This is a genomic window from Streptosporangium brasiliense, assembly GCF_030811595.1.
In the GTDB taxonomy this organism is placed as follows: domain Bacteria; phylum Actinomycetota; class Actinomycetes; order Streptosporangiales; family Streptosporangiaceae; genus Streptosporangium; species Streptosporangium brasiliense.
Map to the genome: position 1 here is coordinate 5,138,434 of NZ_JAUSRB010000002.1, position 16,679 is coordinate 5,155,112.

General features: G+C 74.1%; 16 protein-coding genes. 8 read left to right on the top strand and 8 right to left on the bottom strand.

Features of this window, described 5'->3' with window-relative positions:
- Window positions 1-2: 2 nt before the first annotated feature.
- The 6 genes from J2S55_RS32050 (at window position 3) to J2S55_RS32075 (ending at window position 6,913) form a co-directional block, all read left to right on the top strand.
- On the top strand, window positions 3-971 hold the full coding sequence (locus J2S55_RS32050) for an ADP-ribosylglycohydrolase family protein (RefSeq protein ID WP_306868558.1): 969 nt from the start codon (window positions 3-5) through the stop codon (window positions 969-971).
- Window positions 972-974: 3 nt separating this feature from the next.
- The gene (locus J2S55_RS32055) at window positions 975-1,940 is read left to right on the top strand and encodes an ADP-ribosylglycohydrolase family protein (RefSeq protein ID WP_306868560.1); all 966 of its coding nucleotides are present in this window, start codon (window positions 975-977) and stop codon (window positions 1,938-1,940) included.
- Window positions 1,937-3,151: an ADP-ribosylglycohydrolase family protein gene (locus J2S55_RS32060; protein WP_306868563.1), complete on the top strand. Its 1,215-nt coding sequence runs from the start codon at window positions 1,937-1,939 to the stop codon at window positions 3,149-3,151. The genes J2S55_RS32055 and J2S55_RS32060 overlap by 4 nt, the downstream gene beginning before the upstream one ends.
- Entirely contained in the window at window positions 3,148-4,545 is a 1,398-nt protein-coding gene (locus J2S55_RS32065) for an ADP-ribosylglycohydrolase family protein (RefSeq protein ID WP_306868566.1), read from the top strand. The genes J2S55_RS32060 and J2S55_RS32065 overlap by 4 nt, the downstream gene beginning before the upstream one ends.
- Window positions 4,542-5,441, top strand: a complete 900-nt coding sequence (gene rbsK, locus J2S55_RS32070; RefSeq protein WP_306868568.1) for a ribokinase — start codon at window positions 4,542-4,544, stop codon at window positions 5,439-5,441. The genes J2S55_RS32065 and rbsK overlap by 4 nt, the downstream gene beginning before the upstream one ends.
- Before the next feature lie 311 nt (window positions 5,442-5,752).
- A complete protein-coding gene (locus J2S55_RS32075) occupies window positions 5,753-6,913 on the top strand; it encodes a CaiB/BaiF CoA transferase family protein (RefSeq protein WP_306868571.1) in 1,161 nt (386 codons plus the stop codon).
- Here J2S55_RS32075 and J2S55_RS32080 read toward each other — a convergent pair.
- Window positions 6,910-7,053 carry a hypothetical protein gene (locus tag J2S55_RS32080; protein ID WP_306868572.1) on the bottom strand — a complete coding sequence of 48 codons (144 nt, stop codon included), beginning with the start codon at window positions 7,051-7,053 and terminating at the stop codon, window positions 6,910-6,912. The two genes, J2S55_RS32075 and J2S55_RS32080, sit on opposite strands and share 4 nt — an antisense overlap.
- 270 nt (window positions 7,054-7,323) lie before the next feature.
- Window positions 7,324-7,725 (bottom strand): GlcG/HbpS family heme-binding protein, encoded by a 402-nt coding sequence (locus tag J2S55_RS32085; RefSeq protein WP_306868574.1) that lies wholly within the window; start codon window positions 7,723-7,725, stop codon window positions 7,324-7,326.
- Between the two features lie 120 nt (window positions 7,726-7,845).
- Here J2S55_RS32085 and J2S55_RS32090 point away from each other — a divergent pair, with 120 nt between their 5' ends.
- Together J2S55_RS32090 and J2S55_RS32095 are read left to right on the top strand one after the other, a co-directional pair.
- A complete protein-coding gene (locus J2S55_RS32090) occupies window positions 7,846-8,919 on the top strand; it encodes a phosphotransferase enzyme family protein (RefSeq protein ID WP_306868578.1) in 1,074 nt (357 codons plus the stop codon).
- 79 nt (window positions 8,920-8,998) lie between these two features.
- Window positions 8,999-9,775, top strand: coding sequence for a class I SAM-dependent methyltransferase (locus J2S55_RS32095; protein ID WP_306868581.1), 777 nt, complete (start codon window positions 8,999-9,001; stop codon window positions 9,773-9,775).
- Between the two features lie 13 nt (window positions 9,776-9,788).
- Here J2S55_RS32095 and J2S55_RS32100 read toward each other — a convergent pair whose 3' ends face one another.
- The 6 genes from J2S55_RS32100 to J2S55_RS32125 all read right to left on the bottom strand — a co-directional run bounded on the left by J2S55_RS32100 (window position 9,789) and on the right by J2S55_RS32125 (window position 16,672).
- Window positions 9,789-11,417, bottom strand: a complete 1,629-nt coding sequence (locus J2S55_RS32100; RefSeq protein WP_306868583.1) for an amidohydrolase — start codon at window positions 11,415-11,417, stop codon at window positions 9,789-9,791.
- 244 nt (window positions 11,418-11,661) lie between these two features.
- On the bottom strand, window positions 11,662-13,077 hold the full coding sequence (locus J2S55_RS32105) for an amidase (protein WP_306868585.1): 1,416 nt from the start codon (window positions 13,075-13,077) through the stop codon (window positions 11,662-11,664).
- Complete coding sequence (locus J2S55_RS32110) at window positions 13,074-13,901, bottom strand: ABC transporter ATP-binding protein (RefSeq protein WP_306868589.1); 828 nt, start codon at window positions 13,899-13,901, stop codon at window positions 13,074-13,076. Before J2S55_RS32110 ends, J2S55_RS32105 begins: the two co-directional genes overlap by 4 nt.
- The gene (locus tag J2S55_RS32115) at window positions 13,894-14,865 is read right to left on the bottom strand and encodes an ABC transporter ATP-binding protein (protein ID WP_306868590.1); all 972 of its coding nucleotides are present in this window, start codon (window positions 14,863-14,865) and stop codon (window positions 13,894-13,896) included. Before J2S55_RS32115 ends, J2S55_RS32110 begins: the two co-directional genes overlap by 8 nt.
- Window positions 14,862-15,725, bottom strand: a complete 864-nt coding sequence (locus tag J2S55_RS32120) for an ABC transporter permease (protein WP_306868593.1) — start codon at window positions 15,723-15,725, stop codon at window positions 14,862-14,864. Before J2S55_RS32120 ends, J2S55_RS32115 begins: the two co-directional genes overlap by 4 nt.
- Complete coding sequence (locus J2S55_RS32125) at window positions 15,722-16,672, bottom strand: ABC transporter permease (RefSeq protein WP_306868595.1); 951 nt, start codon at window positions 16,670-16,672, stop codon at window positions 15,722-15,724. Before J2S55_RS32125 ends, J2S55_RS32120 begins: the two co-directional genes overlap by 4 nt.
- Window positions 16,673-16,679 lie beyond the last annotated feature (7 nt).

Genomic DNA, 16,679 nt, shown 5'->3' on the forward strand with positions numbered 1-16,679 from the left:
CCGTGACGCATCGGGGGCGCGCCCGGGGGTGTCTGCTCGGCCTCGCGGCCGGCGACGCCCTCGGGCGCCCGGCGGAGAACCTCTCGCCCGAACAGATCGCCGCCCGCTGGGGCAGGCTGACCGAGATCGACGGCGGCGGCACCGACGACACCGAATACACCATCTTCGCGGCGTCCCTGATCGTACGGCACGGGCACGCGCTGACCCCGCAGGACGTCGCCCGGGCCTACCGCGAGGAGATCCTCCCCCTGGCCGAGGGGCCGATGAAGGGCGCCGGCTTCTCCGAACTCGGCGCCGTCCAGGCGCTCAGGCAGGGCCTCGAACCGCCGCTGACCGGCCGGTGGCACCGGCACGGCTGGTCGGACGGCCTGGCCATGCGCGCGGCGCCGTACGGCGTCTTCGCCGCGGGAGACCCCGGCGAGGCCGCCCGCCTGGTGGAGGTCGACGGCAGCGTGAGCAACGCGGGCGAGGGCATCCTCGGCGGCCGCGCCGTCGCCGGCGCGGTGGCCGCCGCGATGACGGGCGCCTCCCCGGAGGAGGTGGTCGCGGCCGGGCTCGGCGTGATCCCCGACGACTCCTGGACCGCCCGCAACCTCAACCGCGCCCGGGACGTCGTCCGCCACGCCGGCTCCTCCGGACCGGACGAGGTCGCCGCGCGGTTGCACGGGGCGGTCGTGGTCCGGCACTACCCGTGGACGGACCTGGCCCCCGAGGCCGTCGCCCTCGCCTTCGCCGCCTACCTGCTGGGCGGGGGAGAGGTCGAGGAGTCCGTGGTGGTCGCGGCGAACCTGGGACGCGACGCCGACACCACCGCTGCCATCGCGGGCGCCCTCGCCGGGGCGGGGCGCGGCGAGGCGGCGGTGCCGGAGCGGTGGGCACGGCAGATCGGCCCGGTCGAGGGGCGCTGCCTGCCGGTGACCGCGGGACGGCACGTGCTAGAGGTGGCCGATCAGCTCGTGGAAGGGGCGTAGGCGATGATGTCGGGGGACAGGATCCTGGGGGCGTTCGCCGGGCTGGCGATCGGCGACGCGGCGGGCTGGCCGTCGTCGCGGCACCGGGCCGGGGTGCACGCGCCGTGGAGCAGGCGGCTCCACCGCGAGCTCGACGCCTTCGCCGAGGAGCACCGGGTGACCACGCTGCCGGTGCCGTTCGCGCTCAACCAGCCGGTCGCGCCGCTGGCCGTCGGCCCGTCCGACGACGCCGAATGGCTCGCCTGGACCGTGCTCACCGTCGACCAGGAGCGCGCGGCGGCCTTCGCCGCCCTGACCGGAAGAGACGACATCAGGGCGCGGATCTCGGTGCGGACCGCGCTGGACAACCTCGCGCGCGGCCTCGGACCGCCGGCCAGCGGCCACGACAACCCGCACTTCTTCGACGACGCCGCGGTCGTGCGGGCGGTCGCCTTCGGCGCCGCGGGGCTGGACCCCACGGCCGACGCCCAGGTCACCAACGCCGGTGACGGCGTGCTCGGGGCGGTCGCGATGGCCCGGGCGATCAGTGTCCTGGTGGGCGGCGGGGCGATGGGCGAGGCCGTGGAGGCCGCGCTGGAGGCGCTCCCCGAGGACACCGTCATCGGCCGCGCGACCCGTGTCGCGCTCGCGGTCACGAGGGGGGCCGGCGACCCGTTCGAAGCGGTGCCCGCCCTGGACGCGGCGCTGTTCGACCACGTCTACAGCTACGGGGTCGCCGCCGCCGAGACGTTCCCGGTGGCGCTCGCGCTGGCCGAGGCCGCCGGCGGCTCGCCGCGCACCGCCGTGCCGGCCGCCGCCTGCCTGAGCGCCGCGGCGGACTCCGCGCCGGCCCTGACCGGCGCGCTGACCGGCGCCTTCACCGGCCACGACGCGCTGCCGCGCGGGTGGAGCACCGTTCTGACCGGCTGCTGCCTGCCGGAGCTGGCGGGCACTGATCTACTGGACATCGCGAGGGGATGGATTTCATGAGCGCAGCAGGTGAAGCGGCGGCCCGGCCGTCGGGCACGGGCGGGGACGCTCCGGTGAGCGCGGGCAGGGGGACCCTGGAGGACAGGGCCGTCGGATGCGTGACGGGCGCCGCCGTCGGCGACGCCCTCGGCGGCGCCACCGAGGGCTGGACGCCCGAGCAGATCCACGGGCGTTACGGCGGGCACGTCGAGGGCCTGGTCCCGCCGTTCTTCGAGGACTGGCGCAACGCCCGGCCCATCGCCCCCTACCACAAGGGCGACGGCCACATCACCGACGACACCCTGATGACGCACGCGCTGATCAGGGTCTACGAGCGGGCCGGGAGCCACCTGGACGCCTACGCGGCGGCCGAGCACCTGGTCCCGGAGATGATGGGCGAGAAGCGCTGGATCCCGGAGCTGGAGACCGAGGCGCTGCCGCTGCACCGGGTCTTCCTGGCGGAGAAGTGGCTGGTGCTGCGGCTGCACTACGGCCACGTCGACCCGCGTGAGGCCGGGACGGGCAACATCGTCAACTGCGGCGCGGCGATGTACATGGCGCCGGTCGGCGTGGTGAACGCCGCCGACCCCGACGCCGCCTACGCCGAGGCGATCGACCTGGCCGGCGCCCACCAGTCCAGCTACGGCCGCGAGGCGGCCGGGGTGCTCGCCGCCGCGGTGGCCGAGGCCATGCGCCCGGGCGCGACGGCCGACTCGGTGGTGGCCACCTGCCTCCGGCTCGCCAAGGACGGCACGGCGGCGGCCATCGACGCGGTCTGCTCGGTGGCCCGCGGCCTCGGCCACTGGGACGGCTCCTTCGAGCGGCTGCGCGCCGCCATGAAGCCCTACGACACCGTCGCCGACACCTACCGCGACCAGGGGCTCGGCGCCCGCCGCCCGAGCCGCCTGCACAGCATCGAGGAGCTCCCGCTCGCCCTGGCGTTCCTGCTGATCGCCAAGGGCGACTACCGCGACACCGTCCTCGGCGGCGTCAACTACGGCCGCGACGCCGACTCCATCGCCTCCATGGGCGGCGCCATCGCCGGCGCCCTCGGCGGGCGCGAGGCCGTCCCCGCCGACTGGGTCGACCAGATCTCCACCGCCAGCCGCACCGACCTCGTCACCCCCGGCCTGGACCTGGCCCGCGTCGCGCGCCGCATCCACGCCGCCGACCTGGAGCGCCGCCGGGCCCACGAGTCCGCCTTCGCCGCGCTCCTCGGGGACGCCGGATGATCCGCCTGACCTGGGTGCAGCCGGAGGATCTGGTCGGCCACGAGCTGCGCCAGGCGGCCGAGGACGGCCGCGAGGTGACGGAGATCGCCGCGCGCTGGCACGCCGCGGGAGGACACGACGCCCCGCCCCGGGCGGGGGCCTCGCCCGAGATCCCCCCGGCCCGGCTGCGTGGCCTGGCCGAGGAGCTGCTCGACGAGCTCGCCGCGCTCCCGTCCCCGCTCCCCGAGCCCTCCACCCTGGCCGGGATCGTCGCGGCCTGCCCGCGGTGGCCGGCCGCCCGGCGACCGGCGGGCGCCCCGTCCCCGCAGGCCACGGACCGGATGCTGGGGGCGTGGCTCGGCCGGGCGGCGGGATGCGTGCTGGGCAAGCCCGTGGAGAAGATCCCCCGGGAGGGGATCAGGGCCATCGCCGAGGCGACCGGGAACTGGCCGATCCGGGGATGGTTCACCGCGCGGGGCCTGCCCGCCGAGATCGGCGCGCGCTGGCCGTGGAACCGGCGCAGCGCGGTCAACAGCCTCGCCGAGAACATCGACGGCGTCCCCGAGGACGACGACCTCAACTTCGCGCTGCTGGCCCTGGCCCTGCTCGAACGGCGGGGCCGCGCCTTCACCACCGACGACGTCGCGCAGCTCTGGCTGGACGAGCTGCCCGGCGGCCGGGTGTTCACCGCCGAGCGCGCCGCCTACCGCAACCTGCTGACGGGCCTGGAGCCGCCCTCCCCGGAGGGCGGGCCGGAGCCGGACGGGGCCGCCCCCGTCTCCACGGCGACCTTCCGCAACCCCTTCAGGGAGTGGATCGGGGCGCTGATCAGGGCTGACGTCTACGGCTGGGCCAACCCCGGCGACCCGGCGACGGCCGCCGAGTTCGCCTGGCGCGACGCCAGGCTCAGCCACACCGCCAACGGGATCTACGGCTCCATGTTCGTGGCCGCGATGTGCGCCACGGCACTGGTGGCCTCCTCCGCCGAGGAGGTGGTCGCCGCGGGTCTCGCCGTGATCCCGCCGCGGTCCCGGCTGGCCGCCGCCGTACGGCTGGCCGCCGAGGACGCGCGCGAGGAGGAGGACTTCGAGCGGGTCGTCGACCGCCTCCACGGACGCCACGGGGCCCTGCACTGGGTCCACACGATCAACAACGCCGCGCTGATCACGGCCGCGCTGGTCCACGGCCGGGGCGACTTCACCGCCTCGATCGCCGGGGCCGTGGCGGGCGGCTGGGACACCGACTCGGCGGGGGCGACCGTGGGCTCCATCGCCGGCGCGCTGCGCGGCGCGTCCGCGATCCCGCCGCAGTGGTCGTTGAAGAACCGGCTGGCCAGCAGTATCACCGGCTTCGACGGCATCGGCCTGGACGAGCTGGCGGCCCGCACACTGGCCCTGGCGACGGAGGAACCATGATCTCGGTATTCGGCAGTGTCAACATGGACCTGGTGGCCTACGTCGAGGCCGCCCCCGGCCTCGGCGAGACCGTGACCGGCCGCGCGTTCCGCACGGTCCCCGGTGGCAAGGGCGCCAACCAGGCCATCGCCGCCGCCCGCGCCGGAGCCGAGGTCGCCTTCCTCGGCGCCGTCGGCGACGACGCCTTCGGCCCCGAGCTGCGCCGGACGCTGGCCGGGGCCGGAGTCGACGTCAGCGGTCTGCGCACCGTGCCCGGCCCCTCCGGCATCGCCCAGATCGTCGTCGACGACCAGGGCGGCAACTCCATCATCGTGGTCCCCGGCGCCAACGGCGCGGTGAGCGCGCCCTCCGAGGCCGAGCTGGAGGTCATCGCCCGCTCCGACGTCCTGCTCCTGCAGCTCGAACTCCCCATCGGGGCGGTCACCGCCGCGGCCCGCGCGGCGCGGGCCGCGGGGACCACGGTGATCCTCACCCCCGCCCCCGTCCAGCCGCTCCCCGACGAGCTGCTGGAGGCCGTGGACGTGCTCGTCGCCAACGAGCACGAGGCCGCGGCGATCACCGGGCGCGCCGACCACGAGGAGGCGGTGCGGGAGCTGCGGACCAGGGTCGACTGGGTGATCATCACCCTGGGGTCGCGCGGCGCGCTCAGCGCCGGACCCGGCACCGCCCCGGCCCTGCGCGTCCAGGCGCCCAAGGTGCGGGCGGTGGACACCACGGCGGCGGGCGACACGTTCGTGGGGGCGCTCGCCGCCGCCCTCGTCGAGCGGCAGCTCCCCGACCGGGCGGTCCGGTTCGCCGGCGCCGCCGCGGCCCTGTCCGTCCAGCGGGAGGGGGCCAGCACCTCCATGCCCGCCCGTGCCGAGATCGACCGGAGCCTCGCCGGCTCCGACGCCTGACAGCCGCCGTACGGCCCGCCGGACCCGCACCCGCCGCCCGGCGGCGCCGGGCGGCGCCGGGCGGCCCGCCGTACCGGCGCCACGGGGGAGCCCCAGGCATGAACGGCGCGCCGGACGGCCGGCGGCCGGGCCACGGCCGGTCGGCCCGTCGGCCCCGGTGCCGCCGGAGCGGGGGGGGCCACGTCATGTCATGGGTGCGAGCGGTGCGCCGGCGTGGGGCCCGTGCCCCCCGGACACACTGTGAAGCCCCTGTGCACCCACCCCGACCTCGAACGGTCGCCGACGATCGGCTCGCGCCGCATGGAGGAGATATGAAGGCCCTGGACGGTGTCCGCGTGCTGGACCTGGCGACCCTGTTCGCCGGTCCCATGGCGGCGATGCTGCTCGGCGACTACGGAGCCGAGGTGATCAAGGTCGAGCACCCCGCCAAACCCGACCCCTCGCGCGGCCACGGCCCGGAGGGGTTGTGGTGGAAGATGCTCGGCCGCAACAAGCGCGCGATCACGCTCGACCTGTCCACGGCCGAGGGCCAGGACCTGCTGGTGGAGCTGGTGCGCGAGGCCGACGTGGTGATCGAGAACTTCCGTCCGGGGACGCTGGAGCGGTGGAACCTCTCCTACGAGCGGCTCAGCGCGGCAAACCCCGACCTGGTGCTGGCCAGGGTGACCGGGTTCGGGCAGTTCGGCCCCTACGCGAAGCGGCCCGGGTTCGGCACGCTCGCCGAGGCGATGAGCGGCTTCGCGGCGATGACCGGCGAGCCGGACGGCCCGCCGACGCTGCCGCCGTTCGGCCTGGCCGACGGCATCTGCGCCCTCGCCACCGCCTTCGCGGTGATGACCGCGCTGCGCTCGGGCCGGGGACAGGTGGTCGACCTGTCCATCATCGAGCCGATCCTGACCGTGCTCGGCGCCCAGCCCACCATCTACGACCAGCTCGGCACCGTCCCGCCGCGCACCGGCAACCGCTCGGTCAACAATGCCCCCCGCAACACCTACCGCTGCAAGGACGGCTCCTGGGTCGCGGTCTCCACCTCGGCCCAGAACATCGCCGAGCGGGTGATGCGCCTGGTCGGCCGCCCGGAGGTGATCGGCGAGCCGTGGTTCGCCAGCGGATCGGGCCGGGTCGCGCACGCCGACGAGCTGGACGGCGCCGTGGCGGCCTGGGTGGCCGAGCACACCCGCGAGGAGGTCCTGGCCGCCTTCGAGCAGGCCCAGGCCGCCGTCGCCCCCATCTACGACGTGCGCGACATCATGGCCGACCCGCAGCTCGCGGCCCTGGACGCGATCACGACCGTCGAGGACCCCGAGCTCGGCCCGGTGCGGATGCAGAACGTCATGTTCCGGCTCACCGGCACCCCCGGTGAGATCCGCTGGACCGGCCGCCCGCACGGCGCGGACACCGGCGAGGTCCTCGGCGCCCTCGGCCTGACCGCCGAGGACCTCGCCGCCCTGCGGGACAAGGGGGTCATCTAGCCGTCGATCAGCGACGTGCCGGACAGCGTGATCAGGAACGCGCCGGCCGCGAGCAGCGCCACCGGCCAGGACCGGCCGATGGCGGCCCAGATCGCGGCGGCCAGGAAGCAGACCAGGGCGAGCAGCACGAGAACGTTCACGGGATCCTCCACGGAGTGGGACCGGTCAGGCGATCACCGCCTGGGGCAGGGACGCCTCTGCCCCACCGGCAACGGAGGTAACACGGCGATCACCGGTCCGGTGGGGCGGGGCCGCGGCGGCCGCCCCCGAGCCCGGCGCCGGTCTGTTTCCGGAGCCCGGCGGAGGTCTGTTTCCGGAGCCCGGCGGAGGTCTGCTTCCGTAAGCCCGGCGGTCTGCTTCCGTAAGCCCGGTGGCCCGCCGCCGGGCCTTCCCGGGCGGCGGTCGGTGGCCTACGCCCCGTCCCAGAGCGCGGCGGCCGCCTCGGCGCAGGCCACGTCCTGGGCCACGGTGCCACCGCTGACCCCGACCGCGCCCACCACCCTGCGGCCCTCGCCTCGGTCCCAGAGCGGGATGCCGCCGCCGAAGCACACGTACCGGTCACCGGCCAGGCCGTACAGGTCTCCGCCCGGCGCGACCAGGGGCGCGAGGTCGGCGGTGGGCATCCGGTGGGCCACCGCGGTGTAGGCCTTGCCGGGGGCCAGCGCCGGCCCGGCGATCTCCGCGCCGTCCATCCGCTGGAAGGCGACCAGGTGGCCGCCCGCGTCGACCACCGCCACCGAGACGAGGGCCCCTTCACGCCCGGCCTGTTTCACCGAGGCCTCACACATGCGCAGCGCGAGTTCGAGGTTCAACCGGGCTCCTTTAAGCCTTTGGGGCCTTAGCAGTGGACAATTCGGTTTGTATCCGCCGCCGACCGGTGGTGCAAGATCTCATATGAGATCCGGGGTTCCGCCCACGCGAACGGAGAATTCATGCAGGCCCACGATCTGTCCGCCGGGGGCGACGTGCAGGCCCATGATCTGTCCGCCGGGGGTGACGTGCTGGCCCGCGTGCACGAGGCCGCCCGCGCGGCGGTGCGGATCCACGGGCTGCCGGACGCCGAGGTCACGCTGGTCAACGTGTCGGAGAACGCCACCTACCGGGTGGACGACCCGGCCACCGGGGCCCGGTCCATCCTGCGGGTGCACCGCCTCGGCTACCACGCCACCCCGGCGATCCTGTCCGAGCTCGCCTGGCTGGAGGCGCTCCGCGAGGAGGCCGGGATCCGGACGCCCCGGGTGCTGCCGGCGCCGGACGGGTCCCGGGTGCTGACCGTCCCGGGCCCGCAGCCCCGTGACTGCGTGATGTTCGAGTTCCTGCCCGGGACCGAGCCGCCGCAGGACCGGCTGGTGCCCGGCTTCGAGCGGCTCGGCGCGATCACCGCCCGGATGCACCGGCACGCGCGGAGCTGGCCGCGCCCCACGGGGTTCACCCGCTTCCACTGGGACTACGACGCCGCTCTCGGCGCCCGGTCGCGGTGGGGCCGCTGGCAGGACGGCGTGGGGATGGACCCGCAGGCGCGGGCCGTGCTGGAGCGGCTCGACGGGGAACTGCGCGCCCGGCTCCGCCGCTTCGGCCGGGGCGCAGGCCGCTACGGCCTCATCCACGCCGACCTGCGCCTGGCCAACCTGCTGGTGGTGGGCGACGGGCCGCCCAGCGTCATCGACTTCGACGACTGCGGCTTCGGCTGGTACCTCTACGACCTGGCCGCCGCGCTCAGCTTCATCGAGCACCATCCCCAGGTCCCCGAGATGGTCGACTCCTGGGTGCGGGGCTACCGTACGGTCCTCGACCTGCCGGCCGAGGACGAGGCCGAGATCTGGACCTTCATCATGTTCCGCCGCCTGCTGCTGGTCGCCTGGATCGGCACGCACACCGGCGTCGACATCGCCGCCGAGCTCGGCGCCGGCTACACCGAGGGCACCTGCGAGCTGGCCGAGCGGTTCCTGTCGGGCGGCGGGGGCGGCGGACGGCGCAGGCCGCCACTCCCGGCGACATCCCTTTGAGTAACAATTCTGTCACTCTCGGCTATCATCGCATCGCCGACAAGATCACCAGGAGCGCAGCCCTGGCCCCGGGGGAGACATGCACAACAACAACCGCGCCAGCATCGTCCACCAGATCAGATATGCCCTCGGCCACCCCGGCCGGATCTCGCCGCACCTGAGAAGGCTGACCAGGAACACCTGGCTGCGCCTGCGCACCCGCGACCACATCGGCTACTACCGGGCCGTGATGAGATCCGACACCGCCCGCGGCTCGGAGTCGGCCGTGGGCAGCAGGTCGCACGAGCGCTGGCTGGCCATGGGCCGGCTGCAGTTCGACTACCTCGTACGGCACGGCCTGCGGCCCGACCACCGCCTGCTGGAGATCGGCTGCGGCAACCTGCGGGCCGGACGCCTGTTCATCGACTATCTGGACACCGGCAACTACTACGGCGTCGACATCTCTCCCGACATCCTGATCGCCGCCCAGGACACGATCGTCGGCCATGGCCTGCGCGACAAGCTCCCGCATCTCATGCCGGTCGGCGACCTGCGCCTGGCCGCCCTGCCCGACAGGGCCTTCGACGTGGTCCACGCCCACAGCGTCTTCTCCCACTCCCCGCGCCACGTGATCGAGGAGTGCTTCCAGCACGTCGGCCGGATCATGAAGCCGGCCGGCTGGTTCGACTTCACCTTCGACCGCACGGAGGGCGAGGAGCACCAGGTCCTGGGCGAGGACTTCTACTACCGCACGGCGACACTGGTCGCGCTGGCCGGCGAGCACGGCCTCCAGGCGACCTTCATGGACGACTGGGAGAAGCTCCCCTCCAAGCAGTCCAAGATCCGTATCACGCTCAGACCGTCCGGCGACGGGTGAGCCGGGCGGTGGCTCAGAAGGCCGGATCGGTGTGCACCCGGCTGCCCTCGACGTAGGTGGCCAGCACCGACGTCTCGGCGAGCTCACCGGCCGGGATCGAGCAGGGGTCGCGGTCGGTGACCACCAGGTCGGCGAGCTTGCCCTCCTCGATCGTGCCGGTCCGCGTGTCGAGGTGGTTCACCCATGCCGTGCCGATCGTGTAGGCGGCCAGCGCCGCCGTCAGGTCGAGCCGCTGCCGCGGCAGGAACGCCTCCCGGTCCCCGCCCGGAGCCGTGCGGTTGACCGCGACGTGGATGCCCCAGAACGGGTCGGGGCTGCTGACCGGCCAGTCGCTCCCCGCCGCGAGCCGGGCGCCGGTCCGGGCCAGGTCCCCGAAGGGATACTGCCAGCCGGCGCGTTCCGGGCCGAGGAACGGGATGGTCAGCTCGTCCATCTGCGGCTCGTGCGCCGCCCACAGCGGCTGGACGTTGGCGGCGATCCCCAGGGCGGCGAACCGCGGCACGTCGGCGGGGTGCACGACCTGCAGGTGGGCGATGTGGTGGCGGTGGTCGTTCACGCCGTTGGCGGCGCGCGCGGCCGCGAACGCGTCGAGGGCCTCGCGGGCCGCCCGGTCGCCGACGGCGTGCACGTGGACCTGGAAGCCTTCGGCGTCCAGGCGGGTGACGTGCGCGCGCAGCCTCTCCGGGTCGAGGAAGCTGAGCCCCTGGTTGCCGGTACGGCATCCGCAGCCGTCCAGGTAGGGGGAGGTCATCGCGGCGGTGAAGTTCTCCGCCACGCCGTCCTGCATGATCTTGACGCTGGTGGCGCGGAACCGTCCCGCGCCGCCTCGGCGCGCGAGCAGTTCGGGGATCTGCTCCTCACCTCTTTCGCGGTCCCACCAGAGCGCGCCGACCACCCGGGCGGTGAGCAGCCCGGACTCGGCCGCGGTCAGATAGGCCCGCTGGACCTCGGGGCTGACCATCGCGTCCTGCCAGGCCGTCACGCCGACCGAGTGCATTCGCCGCTGGCCGGCCCGCAGAGCGCGGAGCATCATGTCGGCGGTCGGCTCGGGGACGTGCCGGGCGACCAGGTCCGACGCGCCTTCGTGGAGCGTGCCCTGCGGGGTGCCGTCGGCCTCCCGCTCGATGCGCCCGTCGATCGGGTCCGGGGTGCCCGCGTCGATCCCGCACCGTTCCAGGGCCCTGGTGTTGACCCAGGCACCGTGGCCGTCCTGGTTGATCAGATGCACGGGCCGGTCGGGGACCACCGCGTCCAGCAGGTGCCGGCTGGGCGTGCCGCCGGAGAACCATTCCATGGACCAGCCGCCTCCGGCGATCCATTCCGCCTCGGGATTGGCCGCGGCGTAGGTCCGGACGGCCGCGAGGGCCTCGTCGGCGTCACGGGCGTCGTGCAGGTCGCACTGGATCATGGTGGCGCCGGCGAGGACCGGATGCACGTGGGCGTCCTGGAAGCCGGGCAGCAGGGCCCGGCCGGCCAGGTCGACGACCTCGGTGGCCGCGCCGATCAGCGGTCGCACGTCCGCGTCCCGGCCGACGGCGACGATCAGGCCGTCGCGGACGGCGACCGCCGTGGCGGCGGTCCGGGCGGGACCGAGCGTGTGCACCGGACCGTTGTGGAAGACGAGGTCGGCGGGGGCGGGCATATGGACTCTCCTCGACGTGAGACCAGGGGGATCGGAGTGCTTCGGGGGCATGGAGAACAGGGGGGACGGCGCGCTCCGGGGCATGGGGCGGGGGACCGGAGCGCGGGGGAGCGGAGCATCAGGGGAGCGGAGCGCAGGCACTGGAACATCAGGGAACCGGTGCGCCAGAGGATCGGAGCGCAGGGACCGGAGCGCCGGGGGAGCGGAGCGCGTGGCCGGGGCAGGGGATCGCCGGGCCGGGGGATCAGAGCGTTTCGGGGCGAAGGGCCCAGGGCCGGACGCGTTCGACGGCGGCGCCGACCCGGAAGACGGTCGCGTCGTCGTAGCTGCGGCCGACGATCTGCACCCCGGTCGGGACTCCGTTGGACGCCCGACCGGACGGGACGTTGAGAACCGGACAGCGGCTGGCGACATTGAAGACGGTCGTCAGCGAGTACTCCATGTAGTGGCCGAGCTCGACGCCGTTCACGACCAGCTTGGCATCGACGTAGTCCTCGCCCGCGCGCAGGGCGGGTGCCCCGGCGGTCGGGCAGATCAGCACGTCGTAGCGGTCCAGCAGCGCGCCGATGACCGCGTAGATCGTGGCCTCCAGCTCCAGGCCGGCCAGGAAACCGTCCCGCTCGGCAGCCGCCCGGGACTCCGCGGCGAAGGTGAGAGCGTAGCGGGTCAGCCTGTCACCGTGCTCGGCCGCGGCGTTGGCCACCATGGGGCCGAAGATGGTGCCGAAGTGGATGAAGGCGGCGCGCATGACGTCGGCGCGGCACAGGCCGACCTCCACCTCCTCGACGATCGCCCCGGCGGCGGCCAGGGCGTCGGCGACGGCCCGGGTGTTGGCTGCGACATCGGGCTCGATCTCCCAGTCGCCCAGGTTGGGGGCGTAGGCGACGCGGAGGCCGACGACGTCTCCGAGCCGGTCGGGGATGCGGACCGCCGGGCGGAGAGAGACCACGTCGCCGGGGTGCGGGCCGACGATGACGTTCTGCAGCAGTGCGCAGTCGGCGACGGTGCGGGCCATCGGCCCGTCATGGCAGTAGTGGTCCAGGTTGAACGGGGGCATCGCCGGCACCCGGCCGTAGGGCGGTTTGTAGCCGACCGTTCCGGTGGCCGCGGCGGGCAGGCGGATGGAGCCGCCGATGTCGGAGCCGGTGGCGAGCGTGGCCGTACCGGAGGCGAGCGCCGCGCCCGAGCCGCCCGAGGAGCCGCCGGGGGAGTAGTCCAGGTTCCACGGGTTGCGGGTGAGCCCCCAGAGCCGGGAGTGGGTGAAGGCCGCGCAGCAGAACTCGGGCGTCGTGGTGCGGGCGTGGATGATCCCGCCGGCGGCCAGCACCCGTTCGAGGACCGGGTGGGTCTCCTCGGCCACCTGGTCGGGGTAGGCGAGCGAGCCGTCCGTGGCGAGCCGCCCGGCGATCGGCTGCTCGTCCTTCGCGGCCACCGGGAGCCCTTCCAGCGGCCGTGGTGAGCCGCCGTCGCGGTAGGCGCGCTCGGCCTCTGCCGCCTGGGTGAGGGCATCCTCGAAAGTACGTTCGGTCAATGCGTTGACCTGCGCTTCGACGGCTTCGGCCCGTTCGATGACGGCGGTCATCAGCTCGACGGGCGACAGTTCGCGGGACCGGAACAGCCGCAGGGCCTCGGTCGCGGGAAGGTAGGCGAGGTCGGTCACGGGAACTCCTTCAGGGTGGCCGCGAGGGCACGCCGGTCGGCCGCGATCTGGGCGGGGTCCCAGCCGTGTCGTGGCACCGAGTGCAGCAGCAGGCGGGTGTAGGGGTGTTGGGGGTCGGACAGCACCTGCCGGGTCGGGCCGGATTCGACCACGCGCCCCCGGTAGAGCACGAGGATGTCGTCGGCGACGTGCCGGACGAGCGCCAGGTTGTGGGTGACGAACAGGTATCCGACGCCGGTGTCCCGGCGGATCTCCGCCAGCAGGTCGAGGATCTGCGCCTGGATGGACACGTCGAGGGCGGCGGTCGCCTCGTCCAGGATCAGCACCTTCGGCTCGGTCGCCAGCGCGCGGGCGAGCGCGACCCGCTGGCGCTGGCCGCCGGACAGCCGCCTGGGGAGCGCGTCCGCCTCCCGCTCGCCGAGGCCCACCCGCGCCAGCAGTTCGTCCCGGCGGGAGCGCCGCTGCTGCGGGCTCAGCGCGAAGTGCAGGCCCAGCGGTTCCTCGACGCACCGGGCGACGGTGATGCGGGGGTCGAGCGAGAGGTAGGGGTCCTGGAAGACCATCTGGATCTCGCGGGCCCGGGCCAGCCTGGTCGCCCTGCCGCGGGTGGCGTCCGAGCGGTCCCGTCCGCCGACGTGGATCCGGCCGGCATCCGGCCGTTCCAGGCCGACGAGCATCCGCGCCGTCGTCGTCTTTCCCGATCCCGACTCGCCCACGACGGCCAGGGAACCGCCCGGCCGGAGCGAGAAGGAGACGTCGTCGACGGCCACGTGGTCGCCGAACGACTTGCGCAGGCCCTCGACCCGCAGCGCGTACTCACTCATCGACCAGCTCCTCCACGCGCAGGCAGGCGACGTGAGCACCGTCGACCTCCCGTTGGACCGGCTCGTGCTCGGCGCATCGGGGCCGTGCGTGGGCGCAGCGGGCCGCGAAGGCGCATCCGGCCGGAGCCTCGGCGAGCGATACCGGGCGCCCCGGGACGCCGCGCGGCGGCAGGTCGGAGTCCAGCCGCGGGGTCGAGGCCAGCAGCGCGGCGGTGTAGGGGTGGCGGGGCCGGGCGAAGAGCCCGTCGGCGGACTGGGCCTCCACGATCCGTCCCGCGTACATCACGTAGATGCGGTCACAGATCGCCGCGGCCAGCTCCAGGTCGTGGGTGACGAAGAGCATCCCCATGGCACGCTCGGTCCGCAGGCCGGTGAGGATCGAGACGACCTCGGCCTGGGTGGTGACGTCCAGCGCGGTGGTGGGTTCGTCGGCCAGCAGCAGCCGGGGTTCTCCGGCGAGCGCACCGGCGATCATCACACGCTGCAGCATGCCGCCGGAGAACTCGTGCGGATACCTGCGCAGCGCGGCGCGGGGGTCACGGATCCCGACCGACTCCAGCAACTCCCCGGCCCGCCTGAGCGCGGCTTCCCGTGACACGCCGCCGGCCCGCATCCCTTCGGTGATGAAATCGCCGATCCTGCGCAGCGGGTTGATCGAGGCCCGGGGGTCCTGGAAGACCATGGAGATTCCGCGGCGGCGCAGCTCGCGGAGCCGGGCAGGAGACATCGTCAGGACGTCGTCGCCCTCCACCCGCAGGCTTCCGGTGGCCTCCGCCCCTTCGGGGAGCAGTCCCAGCACCGACCGGCAGGTGACGGACTTGCCTGACCCGGACTCGCCGACCAGCCCGACGGTCTCGCCCCGTGCCACATGGAGTGACACCCCGGCGAGGATGGGGCGCGCGGCCCTGCCGGCCGGGAGCCGCACGTTCAGGTCCTCCATCTCCAGCAGCGGGGGGGCCATCATCGCTCCCGCCCGGCGACGCGGTCGGCGACGGCCTCGCCGACGACACCGAAGGCGACCACCGCGATCACGATGGTGAAGCCGGGGGCGAGAGCCGGGAGCGCCGCGCCCTGGAGCAGGGCGGCGGACCCATCGTTGATCATCACGCCCCAGTCGGCGGTGGGCGGCTGGACACCGAAGCCGAGGAAGGACAGGGCCGCGAGGTCCATGAGCGCGTAACCGAAGTTGATCGCGGACTGGGCGAGGACCAGGGGAGCGATGTTGGGGATCAGATGCCTCAGGCAGATCACCCAGCCGGACCAGCCCTGCACCCGGTACGCCTGGATGTAGGGGCGGGCCTTCTCCTGGAGGGCCACGGCGCGTACCAGCCGGCCTACATAGGGGGTGTAGGCGACGCTCATCGCGACGATCGGGGCCGTCGGTCCGGCGCCGAACATCGCCACCAGCATGATGGCCAGCAGCAGGGCGGGGAAGGAGAAGACGAATTCCATGGCGCGCGACAGCAGGGAGTCGACGGCCCCGCCGTGCCAGGCGGCGGCCACCCCGACCAGCATGCCGAGGACCGTGGACACGCTGACCACCGCCAGCGGTCCGAGCAGGCCGGTCCGGGCGCCGTAGATCAGCCGGGACAGGATGTCGCGGCCCGACTGGTCGGTGCCCAGCAGGTGGTCGGCGCCGGAGCCGCTCAGGGTGGCGGACAGATCGATGCCGTCGGGATCGTGCGGTGCGATCAGCGGGGCGGAGACCGCCGCGACGATCAGCACGGCCAGGACGGCTAGGGCGGCCGTGACGAGCTTGTCGCCTCCGGCGAGGCGGGTCAGCGGCGCCAGGATCTTGCGCCGGTGGACGGACAGGACGGTCACGACGCGTCTCCCTTCGCGTGGGACAGCCGGGGATCGATGAGGGGATGGATCATGTCGACGAGGAGGTTGGCGGAGACGAAGGCCAGCACCACCAGCAGGCTGACGGCCTGCACGACCGGGAAGTCCTTGACGGTGACGGAGCCGACGAGCAGCTGGCCAACCCCCGAGAGGCCGAAGGCGGTCTCCACGATCGAGGTGCTGACCAGCAGGCCCGCCACGACGGTCCCGGTCACGGTCGTGATCGGGCCGAGGGCGTTGCGGAGCACGTGCCGGCGCAGCACCTCCGTGCCGGCGATGCCGCGCGAGCGGGCCACCTCGACGTGCTCACGCGCCAACTCCTCCAGCATCGCCGCTCGGGTCACCCGGGCCAGCAGGCCGACGAAGGTCAGGGCGAGCGCCGCCGCCGGGAGCGTCAGGTGGGTGATCCGGTCGCCGAAGCCGGTGCCGTTGCCGAAGGCCGGGAACCAGCCCAACTGGAGGGAGAACAGCGAGATCAGCCCGATCGCGGCGACGAAGGCCGGGGTGGCCGTGGCGACGCCCGTGCCGATGAGGACCAGCCGGTCGACGACGCCCGGCCGCAGCGCGGCCAGCGCCCCGAGCGCCAGTCCGCCGACCAGGATGAGCAGGCCGGCGTAGCCGACGAGCCAGAGCGTCGTCGGCAGCCGGGCGGCGATCAGGCCGGCCACGTCCTGCCGGAACTGCACGGACCGGCCGAAGTCGCCGGTGACCACGCCGCCGACCCACTTGACGTACTGGACCAGGAACGGGTCGTTCAGGTGGTACTGCGCCTTGATGGCCGCGATCGCCGCCGGTGACGCCGAGCGGCCTCCCAGGAGGAAGGCCGCCGGGTCCCCGGGGGCGAGGTGGACCGAGCCGAAGACCGCGAACGAGGTGGCGACCAGCATCGCGACGATTCCGGCGATCCGGCGGAGGAGGAAGTGCGCCATGACCGGG